This is a genomic window from Streptomyces africanus (assembly GCF_030816955.1).
Classification (GTDB): domain Bacteria; phylum Actinomycetota; class Actinomycetes; order Streptomycetales; family Streptomycetaceae; genus Streptomyces; species Streptomyces africanus.
The window spans coordinates 42009-66240 of sequence record NZ_JAUSYP010000001.1; the positions used below are offsets into that span (position 1 = coordinate 42009).

General features: G+C 68.4%; 30 protein-coding genes and 5 pseudogenes. 15 read left to right on the top strand and 20 right to left on the bottom strand.

Annotated elements, in window-relative coordinates:
• Positions 1 to 77: 77 nt before the first annotated feature.
• Both QF034_RS00250 and QF034_RS00255 read right to left on the bottom strand, forming a co-directional pair.
• Positions 78 to 308 (bottom strand): annotated as a pseudogene (locus QF034_RS00250) (IS6 family transposase); the annotation flags it as partial.
• Between the two features lie 584 nt (positions 309 to 892).
• Positions 893 to 1429 (bottom strand): dihydrofolate reductase family protein, encoded by a 537-nt coding sequence (locus tag QF034_RS00255; RefSeq protein ID WP_093903461.1) that lies wholly within the window; start codon positions 1427 to 1429, stop codon positions 893 to 895.
• 46 nt (positions 1430 to 1475) lie between these two features.
• Between QF034_RS00255 and QF034_RS00260 the strand changes: the two genes are divergently transcribed.
• The 5 genes from QF034_RS00260 (at position 1476) to QF034_RS00275 (ending at position 4377) form a co-directional block, all read left to right on the top strand.
• Complete coding sequence (locus QF034_RS00260; protein WP_126395006.1) at positions 1476 to 1973, top strand: hypothetical protein; 498 nt, start codon at positions 1476 to 1478, stop codon at positions 1971 to 1973.
• 374 nt (positions 1974 to 2347) lie between these two features.
• Positions 2348 to 2896, top strand: a complete 549-nt coding sequence (locus QF034_RS00265; protein ID WP_307179758.1) for a DUF6233 domain-containing protein — start codon at positions 2348 to 2350, stop codon at positions 2894 to 2896.
• Between the two features lie 185 nt (positions 2897 to 3081).
• The gene (locus tag QF034_RS00270) at positions 3082 to 3450 is read left to right on the top strand and encodes a hypothetical protein (RefSeq protein ID WP_307172969.1); all 369 of its coding nucleotides are present in this window, start codon (positions 3082 to 3084) and stop codon (positions 3448 to 3450) included.
• Positions 3451 to 3796: 346 nt separating this feature from the next.
• The gene (locus tag QF034_RS41345) at positions 3797 to 4036 is read left to right on the top strand and encodes a hypothetical protein (RefSeq protein WP_370880925.1); all 240 of its coding nucleotides are present in this window, start codon (positions 3797 to 3799) and stop codon (positions 4034 to 4036) included.
• Entirely contained in the window at positions 3940 to 4377 is a 438-nt protein-coding gene (locus QF034_RS00275) for a TetR-type transcription factor C-terminal domain-containing protein (protein ID WP_307172970.1), read from the top strand. The genes QF034_RS41345 and QF034_RS00275 overlap by 97 nt, the downstream gene beginning before the upstream one ends.
• Before the next feature lie 168 nt (positions 4378 to 4545).
• Here QF034_RS00275 and QF034_RS00280 read toward each other — a convergent pair whose 3' ends face one another.
• From QF034_RS00280 to QF034_RS00295, 4 genes are all read right to left on the bottom strand, one after another.
• Positions 4546 to 5049: a hypothetical protein gene (locus QF034_RS00280; RefSeq protein WP_307172971.1), complete on the bottom strand. Its 504-nt coding sequence runs from the start codon at positions 5047 to 5049 to the stop codon at positions 4546 to 4548.
• A gap of 13 nt (positions 5050 to 5062) precedes the next feature.
• Entirely contained in the window at positions 5063 to 5362 is a 300-nt protein-coding gene (locus QF034_RS00285) for an SCO family protein (protein ID WP_307172972.1), read from the bottom strand.
• Positions 5363 to 5382: 20 nt separating this feature from the next.
• A complete protein-coding gene (locus QF034_RS00290) occupies positions 5383 to 6960 on the bottom strand; it encodes a linalool dehydratase/isomerase domain-containing protein (protein ID WP_307172973.1) in 1578 nt (525 codons plus the stop codon).
• Positions 6961 to 7105: 145 nt separating this feature from the next.
• Positions 7106 to 7510, bottom strand: a complete 405-nt coding sequence (locus tag QF034_RS00295; protein ID WP_307172974.1) for a helix-turn-helix domain-containing protein — start codon at positions 7508 to 7510, stop codon at positions 7106 to 7108.
• Here QF034_RS00295 and QF034_RS00300 point away from each other — a divergent pair.
• Positions 7485 to 7679, top strand: a complete 195-nt coding sequence (locus QF034_RS00300; RefSeq protein ID WP_307172975.1) for a hypothetical protein — start codon at positions 7485 to 7487, stop codon at positions 7677 to 7679. The genes QF034_RS00295 and QF034_RS00300 overlap by 26 nt on opposite strands.
• A gap of 38 nt (positions 7680 to 7717) precedes the next feature.
• Positions 7718 to 8599: an alpha/beta fold hydrolase gene (locus QF034_RS00305; RefSeq protein ID WP_307172976.1), complete on the top strand. Its 882-nt coding sequence runs from the start codon at positions 7718 to 7720 to the stop codon at positions 8597 to 8599.
• A gap of 384 nt (positions 8600 to 8983) precedes the next feature.
• Here the strand turns inward: QF034_RS00305 and QF034_RS00310 are convergent, their stop codons facing one another.
• On the bottom strand, positions 8984 to 9361 hold the full coding sequence (locus QF034_RS00310) for a MerR family transcriptional regulator (RefSeq protein WP_307172977.1): 378 nt from the start codon (positions 9359 to 9361) through the stop codon (positions 8984 to 8986).
• A 71-nt stretch (positions 9362 to 9432) separates the two neighbouring features.
• Between QF034_RS00310 and QF034_RS00315 the strand changes: the two genes are divergently transcribed.
• Positions 9433 to 10161 (top strand): SDR family oxidoreductase, encoded by a 729-nt coding sequence (locus QF034_RS00315; RefSeq protein ID WP_307172978.1) that lies wholly within the window; start codon positions 9433 to 9435, stop codon positions 10159 to 10161.
• 108 nt (positions 10162 to 10269) lie between these two features.
• On the opposite strand, the pseudogene QF034_RS00320 reads toward QF034_RS00315, so the two are convergent.
• From QF034_RS00320 to QF034_RS00330, 3 genes and pseudogenes are all read right to left on the bottom strand, one after another.
• Positions 10270 to 10533, bottom strand: a pseudogene (locus tag QF034_RS00320) (transposase); the annotation flags it as partial.
• Positions 10534 to 10569: 36 nt separating this feature from the next.
• Positions 10570 to 10734 carry a hypothetical protein gene (locus QF034_RS00325; protein WP_370880749.1) on the bottom strand — a complete coding sequence of 55 codons (165 nt, stop codon included), beginning with the start codon at positions 10732 to 10734 and terminating at the stop codon, positions 10570 to 10572.
• Positions 10735 to 11140: 406 nt separating this feature from the next.
• A complete protein-coding gene (locus tag QF034_RS00330; RefSeq protein ID WP_307172979.1) occupies positions 11141 to 11992 on the bottom strand; it encodes an SDR family oxidoreductase in 852 nt (283 codons plus the stop codon).
• Between the two features lie 104 nt (positions 11993 to 12096).
• Here QF034_RS00330 and QF034_RS00335 point away from each other — a divergent pair, with 104 nt between their 5' ends.
• Positions 12097 to 12672, top strand: a complete 576-nt coding sequence (locus QF034_RS00335) for a TetR/AcrR family transcriptional regulator (protein WP_307172980.1) — start codon at positions 12097 to 12099, stop codon at positions 12670 to 12672.
• A 232-nt stretch (positions 12673 to 12904) separates the two neighbouring features.
• Here QF034_RS00335 and QF034_RS00340 read toward each other — a convergent pair.
• Positions 12905 to 13199, bottom strand: a pseudogene (locus tag QF034_RS00340) (hypothetical protein); the annotation flags it as partial.
• Positions 13200 to 13294: 95 nt separating this feature from the next.
• Entirely contained in the window at positions 13295 to 13417 is a 123-nt protein-coding gene (locus QF034_RS00345) for a hypothetical protein (RefSeq protein ID WP_307172981.1), read from the bottom strand.
• Between the two features lie 916 nt (positions 13418 to 14333).
• On the opposite strand from QF034_RS00345, the gene QF034_RS00350 reads away from it, so the two are divergent.
• On the top strand, positions 14334 to 15068 hold the full coding sequence (locus QF034_RS00350; RefSeq protein WP_307172982.1) for a dienelactone hydrolase family protein: 735 nt from the start codon (positions 14334 to 14336) through the stop codon (positions 15066 to 15068).
• A gap of 238 nt (positions 15069 to 15306) precedes the next feature.
• On the opposite strand, the gene QF034_RS00355 is transcribed toward QF034_RS00350, so the two are convergent.
• From QF034_RS00355 to QF034_RS00370, 4 genes and pseudogenes are all read right to left on the bottom strand, one after another.
• Positions 15307 to 15519 carry a DUF4287 domain-containing protein gene (locus QF034_RS00355; RefSeq protein ID WP_307172983.1) on the bottom strand — a complete coding sequence of 71 codons (213 nt, stop codon included), beginning with the start codon at positions 15517 to 15519 and terminating at the stop codon, positions 15307 to 15309.
• Between the two features lie 100 nt (positions 15520 to 15619).
• Positions 15620 to 16216 carry a dihydrofolate reductase family protein gene (locus tag QF034_RS00360; RefSeq protein ID WP_307172984.1) on the bottom strand — a complete coding sequence of 199 codons (597 nt, stop codon included), beginning with the start codon at positions 16214 to 16216 and terminating at the stop codon, positions 15620 to 15622.
• 440 nt (positions 16217 to 16656) lie between these two features.
• A pseudogene (locus QF034_RS00365) lies at positions 16657 to 17186 on the bottom strand (class I SAM-dependent methyltransferase); the annotation flags it as partial.
• Positions 17104 to 17703 carry a hypothetical protein gene (locus QF034_RS00370; protein ID WP_307172985.1) on the bottom strand — a complete coding sequence of 200 codons (600 nt, stop codon included), beginning with the start codon at positions 17701 to 17703 and terminating at the stop codon, positions 17104 to 17106. The pseudogene QF034_RS00365 and the gene QF034_RS00370, both read right to left, overlap by 83 nt.
• A 256-nt stretch (positions 17704 to 17959) precedes the next feature.
• On the opposite strand from QF034_RS00370, the gene tpg reads away from it, so the two are divergent.
• Together tpg and QF034_RS00380 are read left to right on the top strand one after the other, a co-directional pair.
• Positions 17960 to 18517 carry a telomere-protecting terminal protein Tpg gene (gene tpg / locus QF034_RS00375; protein WP_307172986.1) on the top strand — a complete coding sequence of 186 codons (558 nt, stop codon included), beginning with the start codon at positions 17960 to 17962 and terminating at the stop codon, positions 18515 to 18517.
• Positions 18518 to 18740: 223 nt separating this feature from the next.
• Complete coding sequence (locus QF034_RS00380; RefSeq protein ID WP_307172987.1) at positions 18741 to 19400, top strand: hypothetical protein; 660 nt, start codon at positions 18741 to 18743, stop codon at positions 19398 to 19400.
• Positions 19401 to 19778: 378 nt separating this feature from the next.
• Here the strand turns inward: QF034_RS00380 and QF034_RS00385 are convergent.
• Positions 19779 to 20608, bottom strand: a protein-coding gene (locus QF034_RS00385; RefSeq protein ID WP_370880926.1) for an IS5 family transposase whose coding sequence is annotated in 2 segments (ribosomal slippage) — positions 19779 to 20288 and positions 20291 to 20608 — 828 coding nt in all. Because the reading frame shifts where the segments join, the coding sequence is not laid out codon by codon here.
• A gap of 128 nt (positions 20609 to 20736) precedes the next feature.
• On the opposite strand from QF034_RS00385, the gene QF034_RS00390 reads away from it, so the two are divergent.
• The gene (locus tag QF034_RS00390; protein ID WP_307172989.1) at positions 20737 to 21576 is read left to right on the top strand and encodes a class I SAM-dependent methyltransferase; all 840 of its coding nucleotides are present in this window, start codon (positions 20737 to 20739) and stop codon (positions 21574 to 21576) included.
• A gap of 126 nt (positions 21577 to 21702) precedes the next feature.
• On the opposite strand, the pseudogene QF034_RS00395 reads toward QF034_RS00390, so the two are convergent.
• Positions 21703 to 22071: pseudogene (locus QF034_RS00395) on the bottom strand (alkaline phosphatase PhoX); the annotation flags it as partial.
• A gap of 286 nt (positions 22072 to 22357) precedes the next feature.
• On the opposite strand from QF034_RS00395, the gene QF034_RS00400 reads away from it, so the two are divergent.
• Entirely contained in the window at positions 22358 to 22504 is a 147-nt protein-coding gene (locus QF034_RS00400; protein ID WP_307172990.1) for a hypothetical protein, read from the top strand.
• 185 nt (positions 22505 to 22689) lie between these two features.
• Here QF034_RS00400 and QF034_RS00405 read toward each other — a convergent pair whose 3' ends face one another.
• Together QF034_RS00405 and QF034_RS00410 are read right to left on the bottom strand one after the other, a co-directional pair.
• The gene (locus QF034_RS00405) at positions 22690 to 23055 is read right to left on the bottom strand and encodes a Tn3 family transposase (protein WP_307172991.1); all 366 of its coding nucleotides are present in this window, start codon (positions 23053 to 23055) and stop codon (positions 22690 to 22692) included.
• Positions 23056 to 23146: 91 nt separating this feature from the next.
• Entirely contained in the window at positions 23147 to 23407 is a 261-nt protein-coding gene (locus QF034_RS00410; RefSeq protein ID WP_307172992.1) for an O-methyltransferase, read from the bottom strand.
• A gap of 144 nt (positions 23408 to 23551) precedes the next feature.
• On the opposite strand from QF034_RS00410, the gene QF034_RS00415 reads away from it, so the two are divergent.
• Entirely contained in the window at positions 23552 to 24211 is a 660-nt protein-coding gene (locus QF034_RS00415) for a DUF1326 domain-containing protein (protein ID WP_307179759.1), read from the top strand.
• Positions 24212 to 24232 lie beyond the last annotated feature (21 nt).

The window sequence follows — 24232 nt, forward strand, 5'->3', positions numbered from 1 at the left end:
TATTGTCAGCCACACCCGACTCCCCTGGATGTCCTCACCCTACGAACGGGAGGACCAACCCGTTCAAGAAGGTAGAGCCACTTGTCCCCCAACTGGGGCTGCCGGCGGCGCAGCGCGTTGGCGTAGGTCTGCCCGAACTTGCCGCACCAGCGGCGGATCGTCTCGTAGGAGACGACGATCCCGCGCTCGAGCATCAGCTCCTCGACCTCGCGGAACGACAGCGGGAAACGGAAGTACAGCCACACATAGTGGGAGATGACCTCGACCGGATACCGGTGCCCCTTGTACGACGGCGACGCGCTCCCCACGGACGACCCTTCCCAGGTTGTCAATCCGAAGATCATCCCACCGGTCAGCCAACGTGACAGTGCCGTAGTGACTGCTCGGCGCACGCAAAGAGGATCCGCTGCCAGACGTCCTCGTTGGGGATCCAAGGTGCCTGCTCGAGGCGCCGCACGAGCCCCTGCCGAGGAGACGGCCACGGCGGCTCGACTGCCCTCGACGTACGGGATTCCGTTCGCGCAGCCCGTCTTCCACCAGGTACTCATAGAAGGACCGCACGGCCACCACACGTTGCTGGACGGTCGCGTTCGCCAGTCCCGTCTCCGGATGCAGCGGCGCCTTCGCTGATCGCTGGCGGGGACGGTCGATCATGTCCCCGATCCAGGCGGCAACCGTGTCCGCACCGGCCAGTACGGGATCTGTGCCTTCAACTGCACAGAACCGCAGGTGGTCCTCGACCGCCCGCCCGTACGCGTCGATCGTGTTGGAAGCCCGACCGATGTTCGCCATGAACTGCAGCCACCGTCGGGCCAGTTGATGTTCAGCGAGAGTGGGGAACTTGCCCCACGGGATGGGGGCCATGACAGCAGGCTAGTAGTTGCGACCGTGCCTACTTGCGCACGTGGAAGCGCAGCATGGTGACCCCGCCCGACTGGACGTTGCTGAACGGTTCCAGGTCGATCCGGTCGAGGCCCGGCGGCGCGAAGCGGACGCCGTCGCCGAGCAGCACCGGCAGCACGTACACCAGGATCTCGTCGACGAGGCCGCGCTGCAGGCACTGGGCGGCCACGTCGGCGCCGAGGATCTCCAGGTTCTTGTCGCCGGCGGCGCGGCGTGCCGTGGCCACGGCTTCCTCGATGTCGCAGGTGAGGAAGGTGACGTTGGGGTCCGGCTCGTCGGGCGGGCGGTGGGTGAGGACGAACTGCGCCCCGCCGTCGTAGTCGGTGTTCTCGTCGGACATGCGCTTGCCGACCTCGTACGTGCCCCGGCCGATGAGCATGGCGCCCGTGGCCGCCATGACCTCCGGGAACGTCGCCGACGTCATGTGCTCGAAGATCCAGTCCATCGTGTGGCCGGGACCGGCGATGAACCCATCGAGGGACATCACCCTGTTCACGACCACTTTGCCGGTGCTCGCATCCGTCATGCCTCTTCTCCAAGCAGGTGGAGGGCCGGGATCGCATCATAGGTCGGTGAGCAACATTTTCTCCGGCGGTAGCCACGACCTGGACCTGTCCAATGGCGCCACCGCGGTGTTCATCGACGTGCTGATGCTGGCCGTGTCCGATCTCGCCTCCGAGGACTGGGACTTCCGCTTCGCGGCGCTGCTGACCCTGCAGGACCAGAACGTCATGGGGCGCGGTGCCGTCGGGTTCGACCTGGCGGAGTTCGACTGGGGTGCGACGGAGCGGGAACGCGCCCGCGCGAAGGACTTCGTGCTGCGTGCCACAGCACTCGCGGCGAGCGGACATCGCTGGAGCGAGCTGGGCTACCACCCGCCCCGCGTGCATGACTACCTGCACCGCTTCACGACCATGGTGGAGTCCTGCACCCCGCCCGCCGACAGCAGCGCCGCACGCGGCTTCCCCGGCCCGGACGAGGCCGCGATGGCCTCGTGCGTGCGCCACCGCGTCCTCAGCGCGCTACCGCTCTGGGACGGCTGCTTCCTCTGCAATCGGCCGCACTACTAGCCCGGCTCGATTCCACATAAGGACGGCCCTGCCCTCGGACTTCCCTCCGTGGGAGACGGTTTACGGGTTCTTCTGGCGGTGGAACCGCCGCGGAGTGGTCACCTTCATCCGTGACCAGCTCCGCCGTCGTCTGCGTACTGGCCTTGGGCGTTGCCCCTATCCAGTGACGCTGATCGTGGACTCGCAGTCGGTCAAAGGCGCCACTACGGTGAGCCGGACGACGCGCGGAACTCCGCAGTACGGCGGCCGACAGCATCTGCGGCCAACTCGGCAGCTTCTTCGACGCGGTGACCGCCGCGCCGAAGGCCTGCCTCATACGCGGCGTCGTCCTCTGCCACCGCCTGAAGGCGACGACCGAGGGCCAGGAGATCGCGGTGACCGAAGAGCCGCCTGCGGCGACTACGCGGCAGAAAAAGACAGGCAAGGCCCGCAAGACGGCCCGGAAGCCCGCCTCGAAGGGCGCGAAGAAGACCGCCCCCAAGACGGCGCCGTCGAAGACGGCGCAGGGTGTACTTCAGCAACGCCAGGTTCTCCGGCGGCACAGTGGCCTTCAACGCCGCCACCTTCTCCGGCGGCAAGGTGACTTTCGACGGCGCTACGGACCCAGCCCCCGACGGGCTTCTCACCGCCGTCGGCACTCCCCCTCCTGTGACGTCAGCCTTCCGGCCGGTTGGCTGAACCCATCTCCACAGCACCGGGGAAGCGTAGTCGGTCGTCTGCGCCCCCTTCCGTTGTGGAGTGGATCGTCCAGCTCGGCATCGGCACCGGACGCCCGGCCGTCCAGGTCCCATGCTGGCGACTGCCACGCCGCAGGCAACCGCCGCCGCCCCGTCGACCGCGACGAAGCCCGCCGACTCCTGGCCTCCGGACTAGCCTCCTGCCCCCACTGCCATCCCGACATCGAGCTCCACATCCTCGACTGACCACTGGTGATCGCTCGCGGACGTGCTGGTTACGGGGAAACGTCTACTGCTGGTGGCCTTGGCGGCCGTGACGATCTGACTTACCGCTCGTCAGGGGGACGGTGCTCCCAGTTCCCGGGCGCGCCGCAGCGCGGGCTCGCTACGAAGCGTCACGACCTGCTCGTGCTCTTCGCCAAGGAGCCGCCGTGCGCCCTGCCCTCACCGTCCTGGCCGCCGTTCTTCTCGCCGTCCTGCCTACCGCGATCGCTCCGGCCGCGCAGGCCGCGCAGGCCGCCGAAACCCTGCCGTTGACGGAAGCGGTGGCCCAGCTTCCCGTCGCCGCGGAGGACCGGACCGGCTACGACCGCGAGCAGTCCTTCGGCGGCTGGATCGACACCGACCGCGACGGCTGCAACACCCGCATGGAAGTCCTCCTCGCAGAAGCGGTGGAGGCGCCGGCGGTCACCGGCCGGTGCACCCTGGCAGGGGGCCGCTGGTACTCCTGGTACGACACCTGGATCGACGGCCCCCACGGCCTCGACATCGACCACCTGGTCCCGCTCGCCGAAGCCTGAGACTCCGGCGCCTCCGCCTGGACCCGGCAACGCCGCGTCACCTACGCCAACCACCTCGACGACGAACGCCACCTCGAGGCGGTCAGCGCCCGCTCCAACCGGCAAAAAGCCGACCAGGACCCCACCACCTGGCTCGTGCCCGACAACCCCGCCGAACGCTGCCACTACCTGGCCAACTGGACCGCCATGAAACTCCAGTGGGGCCTGACCGTCGACCCGGCCGAGCAGGCGCGCGGGTGCGGGCGTCCCGGGCAGGTCGGGCCACATCCTCGAGTCGTTCACCCGCCGAGTCGCCCAGTCCGGCTACGACGGCACCAACTTCAGCGACATCGCGGCGGAACTGGGCATCTCCAAAGGCACCATCGTCCACCACTACGGCACGAAGGACCGTCTGCTCGCCGCGCTGCACGAGTCCTACATGCGGCGCAGGCTAGCCGAGGCGTACCTGATCACGAACCGGCTGTCCTCGCAGTCGGAGCAACTTGCGGGATGCTCTTCGCCTTCATGCTGTACCAGGAGCACGACCGCGACGCCACGGTCGCCTTCCAACGGGAGATCTCCAGGCTCGCGGACCATGAGACCTTGAGCGAGGGTGTGCGCCTGCGCGGGGAGTACCTGGGGCTCGTACGGGGCATCCTGCGCAAGGGAATGGAGAGCGGCCAGTTCCGTCAGGGTGATCCCAACCTCCAGAGCCTGCTGATGATGGGCTCCGCCCAATGGGCCTGGACCTGGTTCGACCCGTCCGGACCACACACGGCCGAGGAGGTCGGCGCCAGTCTCGTCGACATGGTGCTCGGCGGCCTGCTCACCCGCTCAGCGACCGTGGCAGGGCTCGCCGACCCCGGCGGCGCGGTGCTGAAGATCGTACGCTCCTGTCTGGCCGACGCCGCCACCCACAGCGAACCGCCCCAGCTCCCGGTTCCCTGACGGGAAGTCGCCCCCGCCGCTACACGTACCGCACCACCGAGCCCGCCCGCCGCGTGCGGGCTGATGCCCATCCCGACCACTTCAAGCTGACCGCCCAGGAGATCGCGGGACGCCTTGAAGGTTCCCTCCGTTCCGCCGCTGCTCAAGCGGGCGTAGACCGCGGCCGCGTCAGCCCCAGAGCACCATGGCTGCCATCAAGGGCACCATGACCATTCCCATCGTTCGTACGACGAGGGGAGCGGGGTCCGGGGCATCGCAGCGGCGGACATGGAGGACCGAGCGAGTCACGCTCCACGCCAACATGGTAAGTACCGCGACGAGGGAGAGGACGGCGTACAGAGCCGGGGAACTGTGGACGTTTCCCTCGTGGCGGGTGCCCATGGCCATCGGCATTCCCTCCGCGCTCTGCCGACCCGCCCATGCGCACAGGAGAACCGCGCACGACGCGAGGTCGGTGCGGCAGGCCCTGGCCCAGAAGGCGACTGCCGCGAGCACCGCTCCACCGGCCCACAGCAGGGTGGGGTTCACGATGTGCATGCCGGCCATGGCCACTCCCATCGCCGCATGGGGAACCCAGCGGTGACGGGGAGCGCCGCGCCGGGCTTCGGCGATCGCCGCCATGAGGTTCGCGAGGCCGAGCCCGATCATCGTGAAGGCCATCAGCTCGTGCATGGGGTGGGTCGTGTCAACAGCAGCAGGATCCCTGCCCTGGGTGCGCGTCGGCGAGATACCGGCGCATCACCTCGGGGGTGTCGCGTTCGGGGTCCACGCTCACGTACAGCGGCTGCAAGCGGTCGGCGTCCGTGCCGAGCAGGGTCAGCGCCCGGGTGTTGCGACCCAGGACGCGCGGGCAGACCTCCGCGCAGTGGGTGAAGCCGAAGAAGACCAGCAGCAACCGGCCCCGGTAGGTCTCGGGCGTGACGCTGTCGCCGTGGTGGTCGGTCACGTCGAAGTGGCCGCCGGGGGCGGCGGTGGGTGTGCTCATGGCGACTCCTGCCGAAGGGGTTACTGCCAGCGCAGCGCGAGGGTGGTCTCTCCCTCTACGGGGAGAGCGATACGCAGGGTGCCTTCGGTGTCCGCCGTGCCCGTCCGGATCGCGGCTCCGTCGCGGTACAGGGTCCAGTCCCGGCCTCCCGGCACCCCGGTGACATGCAGCCGCGCGTCGACGCCGGCGGCCTCGCGGGACCGCAGTCCAAGCAGCAGGGTGCGGCTGTCGCGGTCGTAGAAGGCCCGTCGTACGTCGAGCGCGCCCTCCATGCCGGTCAGCCGGGGTTCGGCGAAGTTGTCCGCCTGCCAGGGCTTGTTGTAGAGGGCCCAGAGGCCGTCGGAGACATTGAGCCAGGCGTATCCGAGCATGGAATTCCCGGTCAGCGGGTCCATGTAGACCATGTTGCCGTCGGCGTCCCAGGAGGCGTCGTTGCGGGGGTAGTAGAGGCCACCGTTCTCCCAGGTCGGGTGCATGAAGCGGTCGGCGTGGGCCAGCAGGCCCGGCAGGCGTTCGTCGCCGAGTTCGGACAGGCCGGTGGCGAGGTAGCCGAAGGTCGAAAGGGCCCACCGGTACTCGGGGTTGTCCGGCAGGTCGGCCGGTTCGCCCGCGTCGAGGGCGGCCTGCACCTTGGCCAGCACTTCGGCGGAGTACGGCATCAAGGTGCCCGCCGGGCCCTTGCGCAGGGCGCCGCGCAGCATGCGGGGGAAGACCTCGCGGACGACGTCACGGTTCCAGGTGTTCATCGCGGACGCGGTCCACCCAGCGTTGGCGAGGTCGTACGGGTTGAGCATGAAGGTGTCCTGCCGCATGCGCCACCACTGGATGGGGAAGCCGCTCTCGTCGAACATGCCCTTGCGTTCCCAGGCCGCCCGGTAGGACTCCGTGGCCTCGTCCGCGCACGTGGTGCCCTTGCGCAGGTCCTCGAAGCGGAAGCCGATGAGCGGGAACTGGTTGCAGACGATGAAGATGCAATTCGGCTCGCACGCCACGCCTAGGTAGCCGTTCTCCACCAACTGCCAGTGGATGGCCTCGCCCAACGAGGAGCGGGAGTAGCGATACGTCTGAGGGCCCATGCCGTAGAACATCGGCCGCCACTCGAAGGTGAGGGCGCCTTCCTCGTCGTAGCGGTCGTCGTCGAACAGGGCCGCGTGCATCGAGGTCATCGCGTACAGGTGACCGCTGTACATGATGTTTTCGCGCGCTACCGGGTCGGTCCAGCCCTCGCGCAGTTCGGTGAGGTCGGGGTCGAGGAAGGGGCCGCTGCGGCTGGTCTCCTTCCAGTAGGCCCACACCTCGCGGCGCAGCATCTTCGCCACGATCCGTTCGAAGGCCGGTTTCACCGCGGCGGGAGCGGCCGGCAGGTGGTGGTAGTGCGCCAGGCCGAGCGAGTACGCCAGGTACGCCAGCTGGTAGCGGTAGGCGTCCATCGCCTCCTGGCCGGGGTCGATCCCGCCCATGTGCCTCCACTCACCGTCCGGCAGCAGCGACAGGTTCTCGAAGTGGCGCAGATGGCCGAGCTGGAGATCGTCCAGCTGCGGTACGCCGGACAGATCGACTCCGACTCCGGCGTCGCGGGTGGGTGCGTCAAGGGACATGGGCACGGCCTTCTCTCTGGTGCGTGACGGGGCGCGGCACAACTCCCCGTGTGCGCAAGGATTCGCCTCGCCCGTGCACCGGCGGCATGGGCAGTCGCACACTCTTCGGCCGGGAAGAGTGTGCGGAAAGCGGCTGTCGAAGGCCCTATGGGGCCGGGGTCTCCAGCAGGCGCAGCTCAACTTCGGCGGCGAACCGCTGCTGTGGATCGTCGAGATCGAGGCCGCTCACCGCGCGGACGCGTTGCAGTCGCTGCCGCAGGGTGTTGGGGTGCACGTGCAGCTGTGCCGCCGCTGCCGCGGTGTTGCCGAACGCGTCCAGCCAGCACCGCAGCGTCTCCACCAGCTGCGATCCCTGCTGCTCGTCGACGCGCGCCAGGCGGCCGACCGGACCGTCGAGACGGCCGTGGTCCGCCGCGACCGACCGCGCGGCCTGTAACAGGACGGCCTCGGCGCGCACCTGCGCGAGGGGTACGGCACTCGCGTCACGGCCGCGGCGGGAGTGCAGGACGTGCGCGGCCAGGCTGGTGTGGACGCGGAGCGGTGACGTCACCCTGGACGCCACCGGTCAGGACGACCTCGTCGTACTGGCCCTGCTCGGCCGGCTCTACCCGGAGAACGTCACCCTGCGCCCAGCCGGCCGTCCCGCTGCCCGGACAACCGCGGACGGCACCGGACCGAGCCGCCTGGCGACCCTCGTCGACCCCGCGCAAGCCCACTGACACCCGCATCGCGACGTACACCGAGAAGGTTGAAAAACATGATGTTCGACCATGACGGCACACCCGTCCGCACGGGCCGAGCCGCCGTCAACGGAACGAGTCTGCACTACCGCACAGCCGGGTCCGGCCCCGCGGTGGTGCTCCTGCACGGCGTGCCCAAGACCAGCTACCACTGGCGCCACCTCGTCCCGAAGCTGACGCCCCACTACACCGTCGTCGTCCCGGACCTTCGCGGTCTCGGCGACTCCGCCCGCCCGTCGGACGGCTACGACTCCGCGACGATGAGCGACGACATCGCCGAGCTGATGAACCACCTCGGACACGAGACATACGCCGTGGCGGGCGAGGACTGGGGAGCGGTGATCGGCTACCAGCTCGCCGCCCGCCACCGCGACCACGTCACCGCTCTCGTGTTCGCCGAGGCCCTGTTCCCCGGATTCGGCTTCGAGGACCACACAGCCCTCACCCCCGAGAACATCTCCAGCGGCATGCACCTGTGGCACCTGGGCTTCTACTTCCAGCCGGACATACCCGAGATGCTGATCGCCGGACACGAGCGCGAGCTGATCACCTACATGATCAAGTACGAGCGCAGCCGGCCCGACAGCGCCACCCCCGACGCGGTCGACGAATACGTGCGCTGCTACTCCATGCCCGGCGGAATCCGCGCGATGCTCTCCATCTACCGGGCCATGCTCGTCAACGCCGAACAGAACCGGCAGACCGCACAGAAGAAACTGGACGTCCCGGTCCTGGCCCTCGGCGGATCCGCGTTCATCGGCGACCGCAACGAGTCCCAGATGCGACTCATGGCCCACGACGTCACCGGACACACCTTCGACGCCGGCCACGACCTCGCAGAGGAAGTACCCGAGGAGATGGCCGACGTCCTCCTGCCGTTCCTGGCCACGCACCAGTAACCGCACCCGGCCGCCGAGGTCGGCGATCTGAAGCGGCCCGGCACGGCGAGGGCCTCGTGCCTGAAACGAACGATCTGGTTCCGCACAGCCACGAGGCCCCCTCGACCCCACCAGCGCCCGGCGGGCGCTCTCAAGCACTTCTCAGCGAAACGAAATTGAGCACCATGCGCAATCCTGGAAACCCAGGAAGACACCTTCCCGCGCTGATCACTGCCGTGCTCAGCTGTGCAACGTTCACGGCCGGAGTCGCCGAATACGTCCTGACGGGACAGCTCGACCTCGTCGCTCAAGGGCTCGGAGTCAGTGAGGCGGCTGGGCTGCTGACACCCGTTCTTGTCGTGATGACGGCTCAAGATCGCTGATGAGACGTCTGGCCGACCGCGCCTACGGGTGCGTGTCCGTGATCGCGATGACCTCGTCGAGGTGGTCCAGGGTGGCCTGCAGGTCGTCGATCTTGGCCTGGATGCGCTCGCGCTCGGCTCGCAGCATGGCTCGTTGCTCGGCGTCGGTGTGCCCGGAGTCCCAGCACGGAAGGAGTTCGGCGATCCTTCGGCTGGTCAGGCCGGCGGCGAACATCTGCTGGAAGAAACGGACCAGGGGGACGGCATCCTGCCGGTAGAGGCGCTGGCCGGATGGGCTGCGCTCCGCGACGAGCAGCCCCTGCTGCTCGTAGTAGCGCACGGCGCGCACGGAGACGCCGGCACCCCGTGCCACCTCGCCGATGCGGATCAACCGCTCGGCCGCGGCCACCTTGACAGTCATGGTGATTCCCCCCTGGGCCTGACGACCAGCGCTTGCCTCTGACGCTAGCGTCAGGTTTTAGCGTACGCGACATGGATATCAACAACTCCGTCGCCCTTGTCACCGGAGCCAACCGCGGCCTGGGCCGCGCCTTCGCCCAGCGCCTGCTCGAACGGGGCGCCCGCACGGTCTACGCGACGGCTCGCCGACCGGAGACCGTGGACCTGCCCGGGGTCGAGGTGCTGCCCCTCGACATCGCCGATCCCGCATCCGTGAGGGCCGCCGCCGAGGCCGCCCCGGACGTCTCGCTGCTCATCAACAACGCGGGAATCAGTACGGGGACCGACCTGGTGACCGGTTCGCTGGACGCGGTGCGGCACGAGCTGGAAACCAACATGTTCGGCCACTTGGGAATGATCCGGGAGTTCGCGCCGGCGCTCGCCAGGAACGGCGGGGGCGCGATCGTCAACGTCCTCTCCGCCATGTCGTGGTTCGGGGGCAAGGGCGCCAATGCCTACCACCTGACCAAGGCCGCCGCCTGGGCCATGACCAACGGCGTCCGCCTGGAGCTCGCCGAGCAGGGCACCCTCGTCACAGCGGTACACCTCGGCCTGGCCGACACCGACATGGCCGCGGGCTGGCCCGTGGCCAAGATCGCGCCGTCGGACCTGGCCGACGCGGCGCTCGACGGTGTCGAGGCGGGCTCCGCCGAGGTCCTCGCCGACCAGTGGAGTCGGGACATCAAGTCCCGTCTGCCACTGACGCCGGAAGAATTCAACGCCGCAATGGACCGCGCCCTAGCGGCGCTGATGGCGGCCTGAGGGGCCCCTCGGGCCGCATGGACTTCGGTCGGCTGCTTCTCCATCGGCCTCTCGAACTCCTCTACTTGAGGTTGAACTCGTGGTGTCGTGTCGCTGATCAGGCGGGTGTCCGATGGTCAGGCCGGTCTCGGCGAGGCAGCCGTCTATGAGGTGACTGCGGTACTGGATGAGGCGTAAGCCGCGTCGGATGCGCTGGTCGAGGTGTTCGGGGGTGCTGAAGGCGACGTTGGAGAGCCATCCGCGTCGCAGGAGAGACCAGATGCCTTCGACGGGGTTGAGGTCGGGTGCGTAGGGCGGCAGGCAGTACATGGTCAGCCACTCCCGGGCTGCCGCCCACTGCCGCAGGTCGGCGGCCTTGTGGACGTTGAGGTTGATGCCCCTATGTGCCAACCGGTGCCAGAGAACAGCTCAGGCAGCACTCCACTGGTGCGCGCGGCCGCCGCGCCACTCGATCCACCGGTCGTCGTCCAGGAGGCTGTCGGGATCCTGGACGCCCGCGCCCTCGAGGAACACCACCAGATCGTGATCGCTGTAGGCAGTGCCGAGGATCTCGTCCCGGCCCTGGGAATGCACGGTGACTCTCCGGCGGCCGTGCCGGAGGGCGGGTGTACGACGATCGGCGCGCTGCTCACGCCTCCCAGCGTGCCCTCAGCAGGCCCACCCGGCGAACCCGCTGCGGTGACGGTGGCTTCTGCCCTGGCGACGTCCCTGCTGACGCCGAAGCCCGGCGCGGGGCTGGTGAGCGATCCGGTCCGGCCGCTGCCGAAGCCGGCGACACCGGTGCCGGGAACGACGGGTGCACGGTGAGCTGCCGCGCGGCCTGCGGGCCCCTCCCCCGGTGGCCGGTCTCGTCCCACCGCGCGGCCTCGGAATCACCTTCCTCTCCCTGCGGCAGATGGCTGAGGGCATGTCTCTTGCCGGAATCGACGGGCTCCCGGAACTTCGCCATCTGGCGCTCGCGTGCGGCGCCGGGGGCGGATCAGTGGGTGAAGGCGATCGATTCAGCGAGGTCCTTCTGGGCCTCGAGCGCGGTGAGACGTTCAGTGAGTGCGGCGTGGATTGCGGTGTAGGTGTCGGAGCCGAGAGTCAGGCGCAGGGGCGGGCTCGGGTGGCGGGTGGTGTCATAGATGGCGGCGGCGATCTTGGCCGGGTCGCCGGTGAAGACGCTCTCGTCGGCTGTCTCCAGGTAGCGCCGGGTCTGGCCGACGGCGTTGTCGCGGTAGACGGCGCTTTCGGTGGTGTATTGCAGGGCCGAAGCGAAGCCGGTGCGGGTGCCGCCGGGCTCGACCAACGTGAGGTGGATGTTGAAGTCGGACGCCTCGCGGCTGACGCTCTCGGTGAAGCCTTCCAGACCCCACTTGCCCGCGTGATAGGAGCTGTGCGTGGGGATGCCGACTTGGCCGCCCATGCTGGAGATCTGGATGATCCGGCCTCCGCCCTGCTCGCGCATCGGCTGCAGGAAGGCTCGGGTGATCATCATCGGCGCGAGCAGGAGCACCTCGATCTGGTCGCGGATCTGTTCGACGGTCATCTCCTCGGCGGCGCCCACCACCGCGTATCCGGCATTGTTGACCACAATGTCCACCGGCCCGGACCGGAGAGTCCTGCCGACCACCTTGTCGATGTCGGCCGGCCGCGTGAGGTCGAGGATCTCGACAGTCAGCCGGTCGCCGTGCGTCTCACGCAGGTCTTCCAGAGCCGCGGGGCGGCGGACTGTCGCCGTGACGCGGTCGCCATTGCGGAGGGCGTGCTCGGTGAGATGGCGGCCCAGGCCACCGGAGGCTCCGGTGACGAACCAGTGACGTGAGGCCTTGTCGGAGGGGGCGGGCATGGGAGTCTCCCTGGAGTAGAGTAATACCGGAATCTGTTCCGCTTAGAACTTAAGCGGAACACGTTCCGGAAATCAACCAGAAGTCAGGCCTCGGAGGAACCCGCGTGCCCGCCACACCCCGCCGCACCAGGAGTGACGCGCTGCAAAACCGGGAGCGCCTGCTGGAGGTCGCCGCGCAGGTCTTCGCCGAACAGGGGCTGGACACCGCGCCTGCCGCCATCGCCCGGCAGGCGGGCGTCGGTGTCGGCACGCTCTACCGGCACTTCCCGACTCGCGAAGTCCTCATCGACGCCGCCTACCGGCGCCAACTCACCCAGGTGTGCGAGAAGGTGAACGACCTCCTCACTCAGCACCCGGCCGCCGAGGCCACCCGGATGTGGATGGAACACTTCATCCACTACGCCACGGCCAAGAGCGGAATGTCCGAAGCCCTCAACATGGTCATCGCCTCCGGCATCGACCCGTACTCCGACAGCCGGGCACTCCTTACCGACGCCGTCGCCACCCTCCTTGCGGCCGGCGCCCGAGACGGCAGCCTGCGCACAGACCTCGCCCCCGACACTGTCCTGCTCCTCATGGGTGGCATCGCCTATTCCGTGCAGCACGGCACCGAAGAGCAAGCCCGCCCACTCGTCGACCTCTTCATGGACGCGCTGACCAAGAACTCGACCGCGAGCTGAGCTCACACTCCCGGGCCGTTACGCCAACGCGAGCCCAGCCACGGCCAAGTTTTCCGAGCGCACGGGCCGCCGCGGAAGGCCGGTACGCCGGCGCGGAGCCCGGCTGGCAGGCCGGAGTCGAGTGGACGCTGCTGTGGATCGAGAACACCGCCAGTCAGCTGACTGAGGGCAGGCCGTAGTAGGCCGGTGGCGGATGAGCAGCGCTGACCTGCCGTGGTCGGGGTTGTGGCCAGGGGGTGTCGCCGGAGTAGTACAGGCGGCAGCTCACGCCCGGGCCCGGTGTGCGCGGCTCGTCGGGGCGCGGGTCGTACAGGGCGCGGCCGCCGGGGAACTGCCCGAGTTCGGTGGACAGGGCCACGCCGTCGTCGACTTCTGCGGTCCGCCAGCCGTGGATGTCCAGCAGCAGGCCGTCCAGCGGTCCGCCGACCCAGTTCGGCGTAGGTCCGGTGCGGGAGCGGGCCGGGGTTGGGGTCGTCGTGGTCGTGGCCGTAGACGCGGCCGTTCAGCAGCTGCTCGTCTGCGTTCACGCCGTCCAGCCTCGCAGCCGCCACCGACAACGCCCGCGCGGCGGCGGGCGCGGCCCCTGCCTCAAGTCGTCCAGGCCGGGCCGGGCCCGCCGTGCTCACCGTGCCTTCGGCAACGCGTCCAGAGGGCGGCGTTCCTCCCCCGCGCCGCGGCCGGCCACGCGCCACACCGGCTCATCGGGGCCGTGCTGGGTCAGCTGCGCCAGCGTCGTGGTCGCCACGATGATGGCTGGTGCGGCAGCAGCAGTGCCTTGAGCTGGCGGGGCGTGGCCAGACGCAGCCGGGCGAGGCGAGCAGGATCTCGCGCGGATGTCCGCGCCGGCCTTCGCCGCCGCCTTCCGGGCCCGAAACGCTTCTCCAGGCGCATCAGTGCTGGGAGAAGAGGAGTTGCAACCAGCCGGGACCGGTGAAACGGGGATCTGATCAGCGACAACCGCCAGACGGAGGCTTGTGGCTGCGGGGCTGGGAGCGTGGCTCTCTACAGGGCTCGCCGCAGGGCTCACTGTCGCAGCGCCGTCCGGCCCCGCCGGTGCGGTCGGCGGGACGGGCGGGGTCGGTGGGAAGGGTGCGGTGGTCATCGCGTCCTCAGGATTCTCCGGCCGTACACGGCTGGATCGGTGACAGGTCCGGCCCGCACGCGCGAGGCGTATGGGCCGCACCGTTATGACCGTTGACCACCCCTTGACCGGATGGTTCATCCGTGGCCGATGCCACACCGCCGCAGCCTCGGGGCGGCGAGGCCTGAAAAGGGCACAGAGCTCGTGCCTGTTTTCGATCCCGTTTGCCCAGCTCGGAATTCGAACAGGGCCTTCGATGTGTGGTGAGGGCCGAGCAGACACAAGATCGGTATCGCTGTCATGGGCAGCGCGTCGACAGGGGCTAACCAAGATCATTTTCATGAACAGTGCTGTGGACTGGGGAGTGTTGGCATCGATCCTGTCCAGTGGGCTACGTTGGGCGGCGATGACTACCGGGACGGCATTGCGCCACACACGGATTGGTGACCCGGCGCTCTTCTGAGCACCGTACGGGCCGGAGCTGGCCCGCTGTTGGATCGAGGATCCGGCGCTGCTGCGCGGGCTCCGCCTCCTGTCGTGTTGATCACAGCTCGACACGTCAACCACGACAGGAGAACTCATGCCCACCAAGATGCTGCACATCCCCACCGAGGACGGCCAGGCCGACGCTTTCTCCGCCTTCCCCGACAACGGCGAGCGGCACCCAGGCGTCCTGATGTACGCGGACGGCTTCGGCGTCCGGCCCGTGCTGCGGGAGATGGCCCGCGAACTGGCCAAGCACGGGTACTACGTGCTCGTCCCCAACCTCTTCTACCGGCACGGCCCGGCACCGGTGATCGAACTTCCCAAGCACATCGGAGAAGAGGTCCGGCCCGCGGTCTTCGCCCAGTTGATGCCCTTGATCGAGGCGCACACCGCCGAACGTGTCCTGCGCGATGCCGACGCCTACCTCAGGTTCCTCACCACCCAGCCCGAGGTCGGCGCCGGACCGGTCGCGGTGACCGGCTACTGCATAGGCGGCCTCCTGGCGATGCGCACCGCCGCGGCCCACCCCGGCCAAGTGGCCGCCCTCGCCGCATTCCACAGCCCCGTGGGCGCGGACGGGCCCGACAGCCTCGCCAAGCTCACCGCCCAGGTCCACCTCGGCCACGCCGAAGGCGACCTGACGCCCGAGGCCCTGGGCGAGCTCAACCAGGCCCTGGACGCCGCGGGGGTCGGCTACACCTCCGAGATCTACCCCGGTACCGTCCACGGCTTCACCATGGCCGACACCGACGCCTTCAACGCCGCCGCTCTGCAGCGACATTGGGACCGCCTGCTGCCCCTCCTCGACCGCACCCTGGCCAACTTCTGAGGCTCCGGCTCGGAAGCTAACCCGAAGCACATGGCTCCCCAGCCCTAGCGAAGTTTCAAAGCCGGTGTGGGGGCGGGCGCAGCCCGCCCCCACCAATTGGGGAGCTGGTTCTGTTCACGAGATCCGACAGCGGTTGTTCATCATTGTGGGAGGCGCCCCGCGATCGGCATGTTCGATGTTCACGAAGAGCTGACAGCACCGGGGCCCGAGCATGGGTCCCACGGAACCTGCATCCGGGTCAGTTTCCGTCGCCTTCGGCGAGAGTGTGGGCGACGAGGGTGTTGGCGTGGCCATGGCCGAGACCGTGCTCGGCCTTGAGCCAGGTGACCAGTTCCATGTGCTGGGTCAGGGGCGAGGGGCGGATGAGGTCCTTCCACCCCGCGATCGGGCCGCCGTACTTCTTCTCGATCGAGGAGAAGTAGCTGGCGGGGCCCTTCACTGGTGCAGTCATGTGCGATGTCCGGCCTGTCATGTCGTCGTGATCTTTCTTGCGTACTTCCAGCGGGTGCCACGTCTGGAGACGCGACGGCAGGGCGAGTGCGGGAGCCTTGTCAGCGGACGACCTCGAATACGTTCTTTTGCAGGCCGTTGGCGTACGCCTCATGCTCGACCAGCTTCAGCTTCTGGGTGTCCTTGTCCGTGGCGCTGAACAGACGCTTTCCCGCACCGAGCAGGAGCGGGAAGACGAGCAGGTGGTAGCGGTCGATCAGGCCAGCGTCCGAAAGGCTCTGGTTCAGGGCGGCGCTGCCGTGGACGATGATCGGGCCGCCCTCGGTCTCCTTCAGCGCGGCGACCTCGTCGAGCGAGCGCAGGATCGTCGTCTCGCCCGCGTCATTGCCGGTCCGCCGATGGGCTATGAGGACATCGCTCCGATGCCGGTCATCGTCACAGAGGCGGGTGGCCGAGTGACTGACCTGGACGGCGCGTCCGTACTGGAAGGCGACATGTCGGTGCTGGTCACCAACGGTCGACTGCACGAGAAGTTCCTGCAGTTGGTGAACGGCTTGCCGCACAGCCGCGACTATCGGGCCCTCGACGATGGTGAATAGCGCGCCGGGCAGCGCCGCAGCACAGGCCGGAGAGGCTCGTGCATACGCTGGCAGGCAAGTCCGCGACGTGCCCTCTTTGGAATGAATGCACTGCTCCATCTGCCCGGCGACGGAAGGGTTTGTGCGTCGATCATGGTCATGTCGGAGGCCGTGTTACTTGATCACGGTCCTGGGGAGGCCGGGATGGGGTTGTCGCGGGCGGAGCTGTTCGCTGCGATCCGGCGGGACAAGCGTCTCGATCCGGAGATGTCGCAGCGGGCACTCGCGGAGAAGTACGGAGTGCACCGCCGGACGGTGCGGCAGGCACTGACCTCTGCGGTCCTGCCGCCGAGGAAGAAGCCGGCGCCGAGGGGCCACGGTCCTGGATCCGGCCAAGGGCTGGATCAATCCATCAGCGTCTTGCTCAGGAGTACGGCTTCGACCAGGCGTCGTACTCCACGGGCTGCGACTACGTCCTGGCCAGACGCCCGCAGATCGAGGCGGAGGTGCTGGAGGGCCGTCGGCATCTGACGGGCATGGTCCCACCGGCCCATCTGCCCGGCGGGCTGCTGTTCCAGTCTCGCGGTGACGACGAGTCCGGCCTGTTCCATCAGGTCGACCATGCGGTCCAGGGGCAGGAGGTACGACTCGTAGGACACCGGACGGCCATAGCCGTGGGTCGGCTGCAGGTGTTCATTGCCGACGTAGTCTCCCCAGAGCAGGTAGCCGCCGGGCGCGAGCGTGCGGTGGAACTCGGCGAACACATCCGGCAGCCACCGCGGGGTGTGTGGTGGGTGGAGTACCAGGCCAGGATGCCGCCGAGCTCGTCGTCCCTCATCTCCAGCGCGGTCATCGAGCCCTCAGTGAACCGCAGGTTCGGATAGGCGTGCCGGGCCAGCCCGACCATCTTCGGTGACAGATCGACGCCGAAGGCGGACACCCCCAGCCCGGCGAGGTGCGCCGTCACGCGTCCGGGGCCGCACCCTGGATGCGGACCGTGGTAGCGGTCAGCAGCGTAGGCCGACGATGCCCCAGCCGCGGCGCTCTGCTTCCGTGACCACCTTTCCCCAGTCGGTGAGGAGGTCGGCAAACGATTCGAAGGTCGTGATCCAGCCGCCGGGATCTGCGGCATGCTGGGTGAACGGCTTGCGCAGAACTTCCAGGTGGGGTGCCGCCTGCTGCCACCATCCGGCGACCAGCGGTACGTGTTCGGGCGGGCACCACAGCAGCAGATCCGCGTCCCAGGTGCACGGCTGCTCCGGGAGATCCGAACCGACCCCGGTGGTGTCTTCCAGACCGTGCCAGAACAGCGCGTCGTTGAACCGGTCCAAAGGGTCGCGCACCATGGGCTCGACGAAGTCGCGCATGTGGTCCCAGCGGTGGCCGGCCCAAAAGTGCGGCTTGTACGAGCCGAGTGAGTGCCGAAAGGCGTACCTGCCGTACCAGGCATCACCCGGCTGAGCGGGCCACGACCAGCCATGCTCGAAGAGGTCGTCGCTGTACACCTCTCCGAAGGCGGCATCGATCAGCAACCGTTCCCGGTCGCCGGGCACGGCCGCCTCAACTTGCGGCCAGTCCACGATCAGGACTTCTATCCCCACACCCATCACGCCAGCGTAAGGCAGGGAAACGGGCGTTGATCACCGCAGCTTGTCGCCAAACGTGACACGCGACATCCTCTCGGAGGACGTCGGTCCGAATCCGACCGCCCCGCCCCTTCCATAGCGGTGCCCGCTGACCGCGTCGCTGGCCTGTGACAATTACTTCGCCTTACCGTCCTGAAGCAGCAGAAGCTCTGCTTCGCCCGGTACATCAAGGACGGCCACCGTCACCGACGTCGACAACGGAGAGTAGGAGAGGGCGATGAGCCTGTTCGGGGACGGCCTGGACGCCGCGGTGCAGAAGGCGTTCACCCGCCCGGCGCCCAAGAGCGCGGGCGCGCAGATGCGGTACCTGGTCAAGCAGCTCAAGGGCACCAAGCCGGTCGCCCAGATGCTCCGCATCTCCCAGCGCACCGTCGAACGGTACGTGAAAGACCAGATCAAAAAGCCCCGCCCGGACCTCGCCGCCCGCCTGGAGCGCGAGGTGAAGAAGCGCTGGCAGCCGCAGATCCGCGCCAAGGCCCGGCAGCAGGCGGCGACCACCGGCGGCATCGTCATCGACACCCGCGCCCGGATCGGCTACACCGCGCCGATCGGCTCCACCGACGAAGACCGCCTCCGCCACCTCACGGTGGCGCTGACGCCTCGCTACGCTGCCCGTCTCTTCAAGGCCCAGGAGCAGGGCGCCACCGAGCAGCGCCTCAAGGAGATCGCCGCTGAGGCGCTCAAGGAGGTGTACTTCCAGGACGGCGGCCGCCGCGCCGGCAGCCTGGAGGAGGTCCGGTTCACGGACATCGAGCACCTCGAGTTCGACCTGTAGCAGGCGACCAGAGCGTTCGCGCTCTAAAAACCGGGCGCGATTGGTCTCGACACGCGCAGGGAATTGAACTCAACGGGGGCTCACCCACTGGACGGACGTAGTGCCGAGAGTCTGTGAGGTGTGCATGGCTGGTTCGCGGACCGCGTCGGGGCCGGGGAACTTGTTGGAGCGCTGGGATCAGCGGGGGCTGGCCATCGCTTGTCTTGTCGCCGTTTGCGGATCAGTGACCGCTGCGCTCTTCGGACTGTCCGCTGCCTGGCAAATGCCATTCCTGTTCACGGCGGTCTACGCAATCCTGCGCTCCCTCGTCCCCATCACCGCGTCGCAGCGAGAGCTGGCCGATCTCCGCACCGAAGTGGAACTGCTGCGGCGCGACTTCGATCAGGTGAACCGATCACGTATAGAGCACTATCCGGACGCGGCGGCGTTCTATAAGGCGGAGGTTGACTATCTCGTCAACCGCTGCCCTAGCCATTTGGACGCCTGGTACATGCGGCTTGAGACTCCGGATGACTTCAGCGCATCGTCTGCAGCCTTCTCGGATTACTTCCAGGCGGTACTCGACTGGGCGCAGAACGGCGGATCGGTGCGGCGTCTGTTCTGCCTCGGCTCGTCCAGAGGGTATGCCAGCTGGACGGCACGGCACCGGGAACAGACCCGCCACCTGCGCAGCTACAGCATTCGCGAGGTGACCTGGCCCATCAAGGCCGACCTTATGAGCATGGCCATCATGGACACGAGCGCGGTGTTCCTCGCATTCACCGTCGGCGACCGAGTCCAGGGTATGCGCATTGAGGACAGCGAGGCTGCAGCGTACTTCAAGTCGTACTTCGACCGGCACTGGGAGAATGCCAGGGAGGTGACACGTACCCCCGCGCGTTGAGGTCTGGTCAGAAAGTCTGCGCAGTTCACACAGCGGCGGCTTGGCTGGCGCCCGAGGTCGGCGTCTCTTGCCATGCATCTCAACGACTGAGTCTGCCGATAGCTGGCCCAGCCAACGCTCAGCTGGCCAACTGAAGGGCTCAGTCCACCGGACCAGTTGGTCCGGGCTCCGCTCGCGGGTCCGCGAAGGGCCGGATCTTCGTCGTCCCACGCGCGGCCGCGGACTTCCTGGCCGTCGGGCAGGGTGTACGCCCCGGCGAGCCAGCCGCGCAGAATCGCATGCAGGTCCGGGGCCTGCGTCGGGGAGCTCATGCCGACACTCTACGAATCGGGCGCGCTGTTCTGGCCCGGGAATCCCAGCTAGGTTCTGTCTCTTTGGTCAGCGTCGGGTCCAGATGAGGATGCCGGCGAGGTGGAGTGCGGCTTGGTAGGCGATCGCGAGCTTGTCGGTTCGTGTGGCCAGGCCGCGCCATTGCTTGAGGCGGTTGATGCACCGCTCGACGGTGTTGCGCTGCTTGTATGCCTCGCTGTCGAAGCCGGGTGGACGGCCACCGAGTCGGCCTCGCCGCAGACGATGGTCGACTTGGCCGGACGGCTGCGGGATGACCGCACGGATGCCCCGGCGCCGCAGGTGGCTGCGGATGGCGCGCGGGGAATACGCTCGGTCAGCCAGAACGGCCAGGGGCCGGGTCCGGGGCCTGCCCGGACCAGTGCGGGGCACGCGGATGCGGGACATCACCGTCTCGAAGGCGGGTGCATCACCGGCCTGGCCTGCGGTGACGGTAAAGGCGAGGGGCCGTGCGTAGCCGTCTGCGGCCAGGTGGACCTTGGTGCTCAGCCCGCCGCGGGAGCGTCCGAGCGCGTGATCGGCGGGCTCGCCGGAGTGTGCCGCCCCTTTTTGAGTGCTCCGGCAGCGTGCTGGTGGGCCCGGACGACCGTGGAGTCCACCGACACCGTCCAGTCGATGTCGTCGTCGGCGTCCGCTGCGGCCAGGACGGCGGTGAGGACCATCTCCCAGGTGCCGTCGACGGCCCATCTGATCAGCCGCTTGTGAGCGGTCTGGAACGGGCCGAGCTCGTCGGGCAGGTCCCGCCAGGGCGAGTTGGTGCGGTACTTCCACGCGATGGCCTCAAGGGTGCGGCGGTGGTCGGCCCATCGCCGCCCGCGGACCGGATCCGCCAGCATCAGAGGCGAGATCCGGTCCCACATCGCATCGGTGATCACTAACCGGACGGACACATCCGATCAACTGACCAACCCATCAAAGAGACACGCGCTAGCTCCCGGGTGCATGGCGGCGCGGCAAGGAAGAGGTTTCCTGACGCGGCGCTAGCGTCATGAGAGTGACAGGAATCAATGCCGACCGGCGATGGTCCGAATCCATGCCGGCGGCCTATGAGCAGTACCTCGTGCCGGTGGTCTTCCGGCCGTTCGCCGAGGACCTAACCGCCCGGGCGGCGGCACTCCGCCCTCGGCGAATCCTCGAACTCGCTGCGGGAACTGGCGTGTTGACAGCGGACCTGCTCGCAGCGGCACCCTCGGCCGAGGTGACGGCCACCGATCTGAACGAGGCCATGGTCGCTTTCGGGTCGACCCGGGCTCCGGGCGCGGTGTGGCGGCAGGCCGACGCACAGCAACTGCCGTTCCCGGACGGAGGCTTCGACCTGGTGGTCTGCCAGTTCGGTGTGATGTTCTTCCCCGACCGCATCGAGGCCTTCACCGAGATCCACCGGGTGCTGGCCCCGGGCGGCCGATTCCTGTTCAACACCTGGGGCCCGCTCGGGACGCACGCCTTCGAAGTCGCGCTGCAGGCTGGGCTGGAGCGGGCCTTTCCGGTCGACCCGCCACGGTTCTTCCAGACGGTTCCGCACGGCTATGCCAACCCCGCTGTCGTGGCCGCTGATCTGGCGGCCGCCGGGTTCGCCGTCGAGGACGAGCAGGAGCTGACGCTTCAGGGCCGGGCCGCGTCGACCGCCGACCTTGCCACCGGGTACCTCACCGGGACACCGGTGCGCGCAGCCGTTGAGGAGCGCGGCGACGGACCGGCTGTCCGGGCCACCGTCATCGAGGAGATGACGGCACGGCTGGGCCCGGGGCCGGTCACCGCCCCGATAACGGCGTACGTCTTCCGTGCCGCGGCCCGAACGCAGGACGCGCCTGCGCAGAGGCAGAGTTGACCTCGACGGGGCGCGTCGCACGGACGCGTAGCCACATGATCACGTCACCAGAACGACGAATCGCCGCATCAAAATTGCATTCACACGAACGGGAACGACGGGGACGACGATCCAGGTCGGCGGCGAAGACCGGCGGTCGCCCCAGGCGGCCGGGACGAACCGGTAGAAGCAGCCGTCCGATTCGTCCTTAGTCAGGTAGACGGCCCGCGTACCCGTCGGCGGCGGCCGCTTCGTGCGTGAACCGGCCCATCGCGTCCCGGCGCCTGGCTGCGTTCACGCCCTACGGGTCGCTCTCGTAGACGTAGCCGCGGCTGGTCTCCTCGCAGGACAGCCAGGTGTTCCAGGGGGTGGCGCCGTCCGCGTAGTTGCGGGTGCTGTCGGACAGGATGCGGTAGTTGTCGGTGGTGGAGCCCGAAGACGTAGATCCAGCCCGTGCCGTCGGCGAAGCAGGACGCCGTCGGGTGCGCCGTGCCAGGTGTACGTGGTGCCGATGACAGCTCCGCGCACACATGACTTTGTCGAGCGCCCGTCGATGGGTCAGGGTGGAGAGTAGGCCCCGCCGGACCGGTCCCCGAAGGCTCGCCGGAAGAACTCTTTCCGACCTACGCGTGAGCAGCGCTCCTGGAGAACCGCACACACAGTTCATCGGGTGAACGGGAGGAAAAGGGCTGCAGGACATCCAGGGCCCGATCACGGGCGGTGGTAGTTCGTCCCCGCCTTCGCCGCCCTGCACCGAGTCCGCCCACACGAGACGGGTTCCGCCGCCGGCCTGCTCAACGCGGTGCAGCAACTCGGCGGCACTCTCGGCGTCGCCCTGCTCGGCAGCCTCTTCTTCCATGCCGCCGCGCCCGGCGCCCCCCCGGCCGCCGCCGCACTCACCGGCGCCCGCAACGCCTTCTGCCTCGCCGCCGCGCGACCACGGCCATGATGCTCCCGCAGTGGCGCCCATCGCCCACGCGCCCGGATCAGCCGTTCGGTCCCGATGCCACGGCCAGGTGACAGCTTTGGAGCGGAGGGCCGGCACCCCATCAGGGCTTAGAGATCAACTCATTGCCCCTTTGACGCGTATCTGGGTCGGACATCACCGACCCCCTTTCGCTGCACGGGCTACGGCTACTCGTCCTCGCCGTCGTCGGTGTCGTCGTCGCTGTGCAGGTCGCGCAGCTGCCGCCGGCCCGGTGCGGCCGGCCGGGTGAAAGCGTAGCGGCCGAGGAAGTTGATGTGGTCGTACTGGAGCGGGGAGAGGCGGGCGAGCAGCTCGTCGGTGACGGGGAAGCCGTCGGCGGCCAGTTGCTTGACGGCGGCGTCGCTGTAGAGGCTGTTGAACAGCTCTACGGAGTTCAGGGGCAGGCCGAGGGCACCGAGCTGGTCTTCCATGCCTTCGCGGTAGTGCTGGCGCAGTTCGCCGCGTTGCCCGAAGAAGATCTTCCGGGCGAGGCGGTGGCGGGCCTCGGTGACGTTGAGCTGGGCGCCGATCATCCGCCGGGAGCCACGAGTTCCAGGACCCGCAGTCCTCCAGTCATGCGCCGCCGTCCTCAGAGACGAAGGTCATCCGCGGGTCGGCGCCCAGTTATTGGGCGATGGCTTGGACGGCGGGGTCGATTTCGACGGTGGTCAGGCAGGAGGCGCGGTCCATGCCGCTGAGCAGCCAGGCGGTGCCCTCGCCCACTCCAGTGCCAAGCTCGAGGATCCGGCCCGCAGGACGGGCGGCAGCGAGTGCTGCCAGGAAGCTTCCTGTGTGGTCCTCGCTGGACATGGTGAAACCCGCGTCGCGCGCCTTGGCGCGCAACATGGGCAGAGTGGTCGGGAGGCGGCTCGGCGTGTCGTCCATCCGGAGATGATGCCCCAGCCGACGGCCTCTGCCTCACCCGCACCACCAGTCACACGCGCGCGGCACAGCCTCGCCCGCATGGCGAGCGAGGCGCAAGCTGGAAGGGGGATTGATGTCTTGCGAGACGCGGCGGAAGGAAGCCAGATGACAGAGCAACCCACCACCAGCCCCCCGCCTTGGCATATGGCAGGCGACTGGTTCGACGTCTGCAAGTGCGCCATCCCGTGCCCTTGTACGTTCGCACAGGCCCCGACCTACGGCGACTGCGAGGGTGTGCTCGCCTGGCACATAAGGGAGGGCAACTTTGGCAACGTGCGGCTCGAGGGCCTCAATGTACTGATGCTCGGCTCCTTCGTCGGCAACGCCTGGACCCGCGAGCACACGGACTCCTACGCTGCAGTCTTCTTCGACGAGCGCGCCGACGAACAGCAGCGCGCCGCCCTCCAGGCGATCTTCGGTGGCGAGGCGGGCGGATGGCCCGCGGAGTTCGGCGCGATGTTCGGCCCCGAAATGAGGGGCATGGACTTTGCGCCCATCCGCATCGAGGTCGACGAGAACCTGGAAGCCTGGCGCGCGGAAATCCCGGGAAGGGTGATGGCAACCGCCGAAGCGCTGACCGGCCCGACCACTCCGGAAGGCGCACGGGTACAGGTGCACAACGCCCCCGGTGCCGAGGTGGGCCCGGGGCAGATCGCGACCTGGGGCCGTGCCACTACCGATCAGGCCGACGCCTTCGGCTTCACGTGGGATCGTTCGGGCAAATCAAGCAAACACTTCCCATTCGACTGGACCGGCCCGACCTGACCACACCCCCGACACGGCTGC

What these genes read in the sequence shown, in the direction of transcription:
- QF034_RS00255 (WP_093903461.1), bottom strand. Translation starts at nt 1,429, where the DNA reads ATGACGGATGCGAGCACCGGCAAAGTGGTCGTGAACAGGGTGATGTCC.
- QF034_RS00310 (WP_307172977.1), bottom strand. Translation starts at nt 9,361, where the DNA reads ATGACTGTCAAGGTGGCCGCGGCCGAGCGGTTGATCCGCATCGGCGAG.
- QF034_RS00290 (WP_307172973.1), bottom strand. Translation starts at nt 6,960, where the DNA reads ATGTCCCTTGACGCACCCACCCGCGACGCCGGAGTCGGAGTCGATCTG.
- QF034_RS00405 (WP_307172991.1), bottom strand. Translation starts at nt 23,055, where the DNA reads ATGATCGGCGCCCAGCTCAACGTCACCGAGGCCCGCCACCGCCTCGCC.
- QF034_RS00305 (WP_307172976.1), top strand. Translation starts at nt 7,718, where the DNA reads ATGATGTTCGACCATGACGGCACACCCGTCCGCACGGGCCGAGCCGCC.
- QF034_RS00330 (WP_307172979.1), bottom strand. Translation starts at nt 11,992, where the DNA reads ATGCCCGCCCCCTCCGACAAGGCCTCACGTCACTGGTTCGTCACCGGA.
- QF034_RS00370 (WP_307172985.1), bottom strand. Translation starts at nt 17,703, where the DNA reads ATGGGTGTGGGGATAGAAGTCCTGATCGTGGACTGGCCGCAAGTTGAG.
- QF034_RS00315 (WP_307172978.1), top strand. Translation starts at nt 9,433, where the DNA reads ATGGATATCAACAACTCCGTCGCCCTTGTCACCGGAGCCAACCGCGGC.
- QF034_RS00350 (WP_307172982.1), top strand. Translation starts at nt 14,334, where the DNA reads ATGCCCACCAAGATGCTGCACATCCCCACCGAGGACGGCCAGGCCGAC.
- QF034_RS00410 (WP_307172992.1), bottom strand. Translation starts at nt 23,407, where the DNA reads ATGGACGACACGCCGAGCCGCCTCCCGACCACTCTGCCCATGTTGCGC.
- QF034_RS00280 (WP_307172971.1), bottom strand. Translation starts at nt 5,049, where the DNA reads ATGCACGAGCTGATGGCCTTCACGATGATCGGGCTCGGCCTCGCGAAC.
- QF034_RS00415 (WP_307179759.1), top strand. Translation starts at nt 23,552, where the DNA reads ATGACAGAGCAACCCACCACCAGCCCCCCGCCTTGGCATATGGCAGGC.
- QF034_RS00275 (WP_307172970.1), top strand. Translation starts at nt 3,940, where the DNA reads ATGCTCTTCGCCTTCATGCTGTACCAGGAGCACGACCGCGACGCCACG.
- QF034_RS00360 (WP_307172984.1), bottom strand. Translation starts at nt 16,216, where the DNA reads ATGGAGCAGTGCATTCATTCCAAAGAGGGCACGTCGCGGACTTGCCTG.
- QF034_RS00390 (WP_307172989.1), top strand. Translation starts at nt 20,737, where the DNA reads ATGAGAGTGACAGGAATCAATGCCGACCGGCGATGGTCCGAATCCATG.
- QF034_RS00355 (WP_307172983.1), bottom strand. Translation starts at nt 15,519, where the DNA reads ATGACTGCACCAGTGAAGGGCCCCGCCAGCTACTTCTCCTCGATCGAG.
- QF034_RS00285 (WP_307172972.1), bottom strand. Translation starts at nt 5,362, where the DNA reads ATGAGCACACCCACCGCCGCCCCCGGCGGCCACTTCGACGTGACCGAC.
- tpg (WP_307172986.1), top strand. Translation starts at nt 17,960, where the DNA reads ATGAGCCTGTTCGGGGACGGCCTGGACGCCGCGGTGCAGAAGGCGTTC.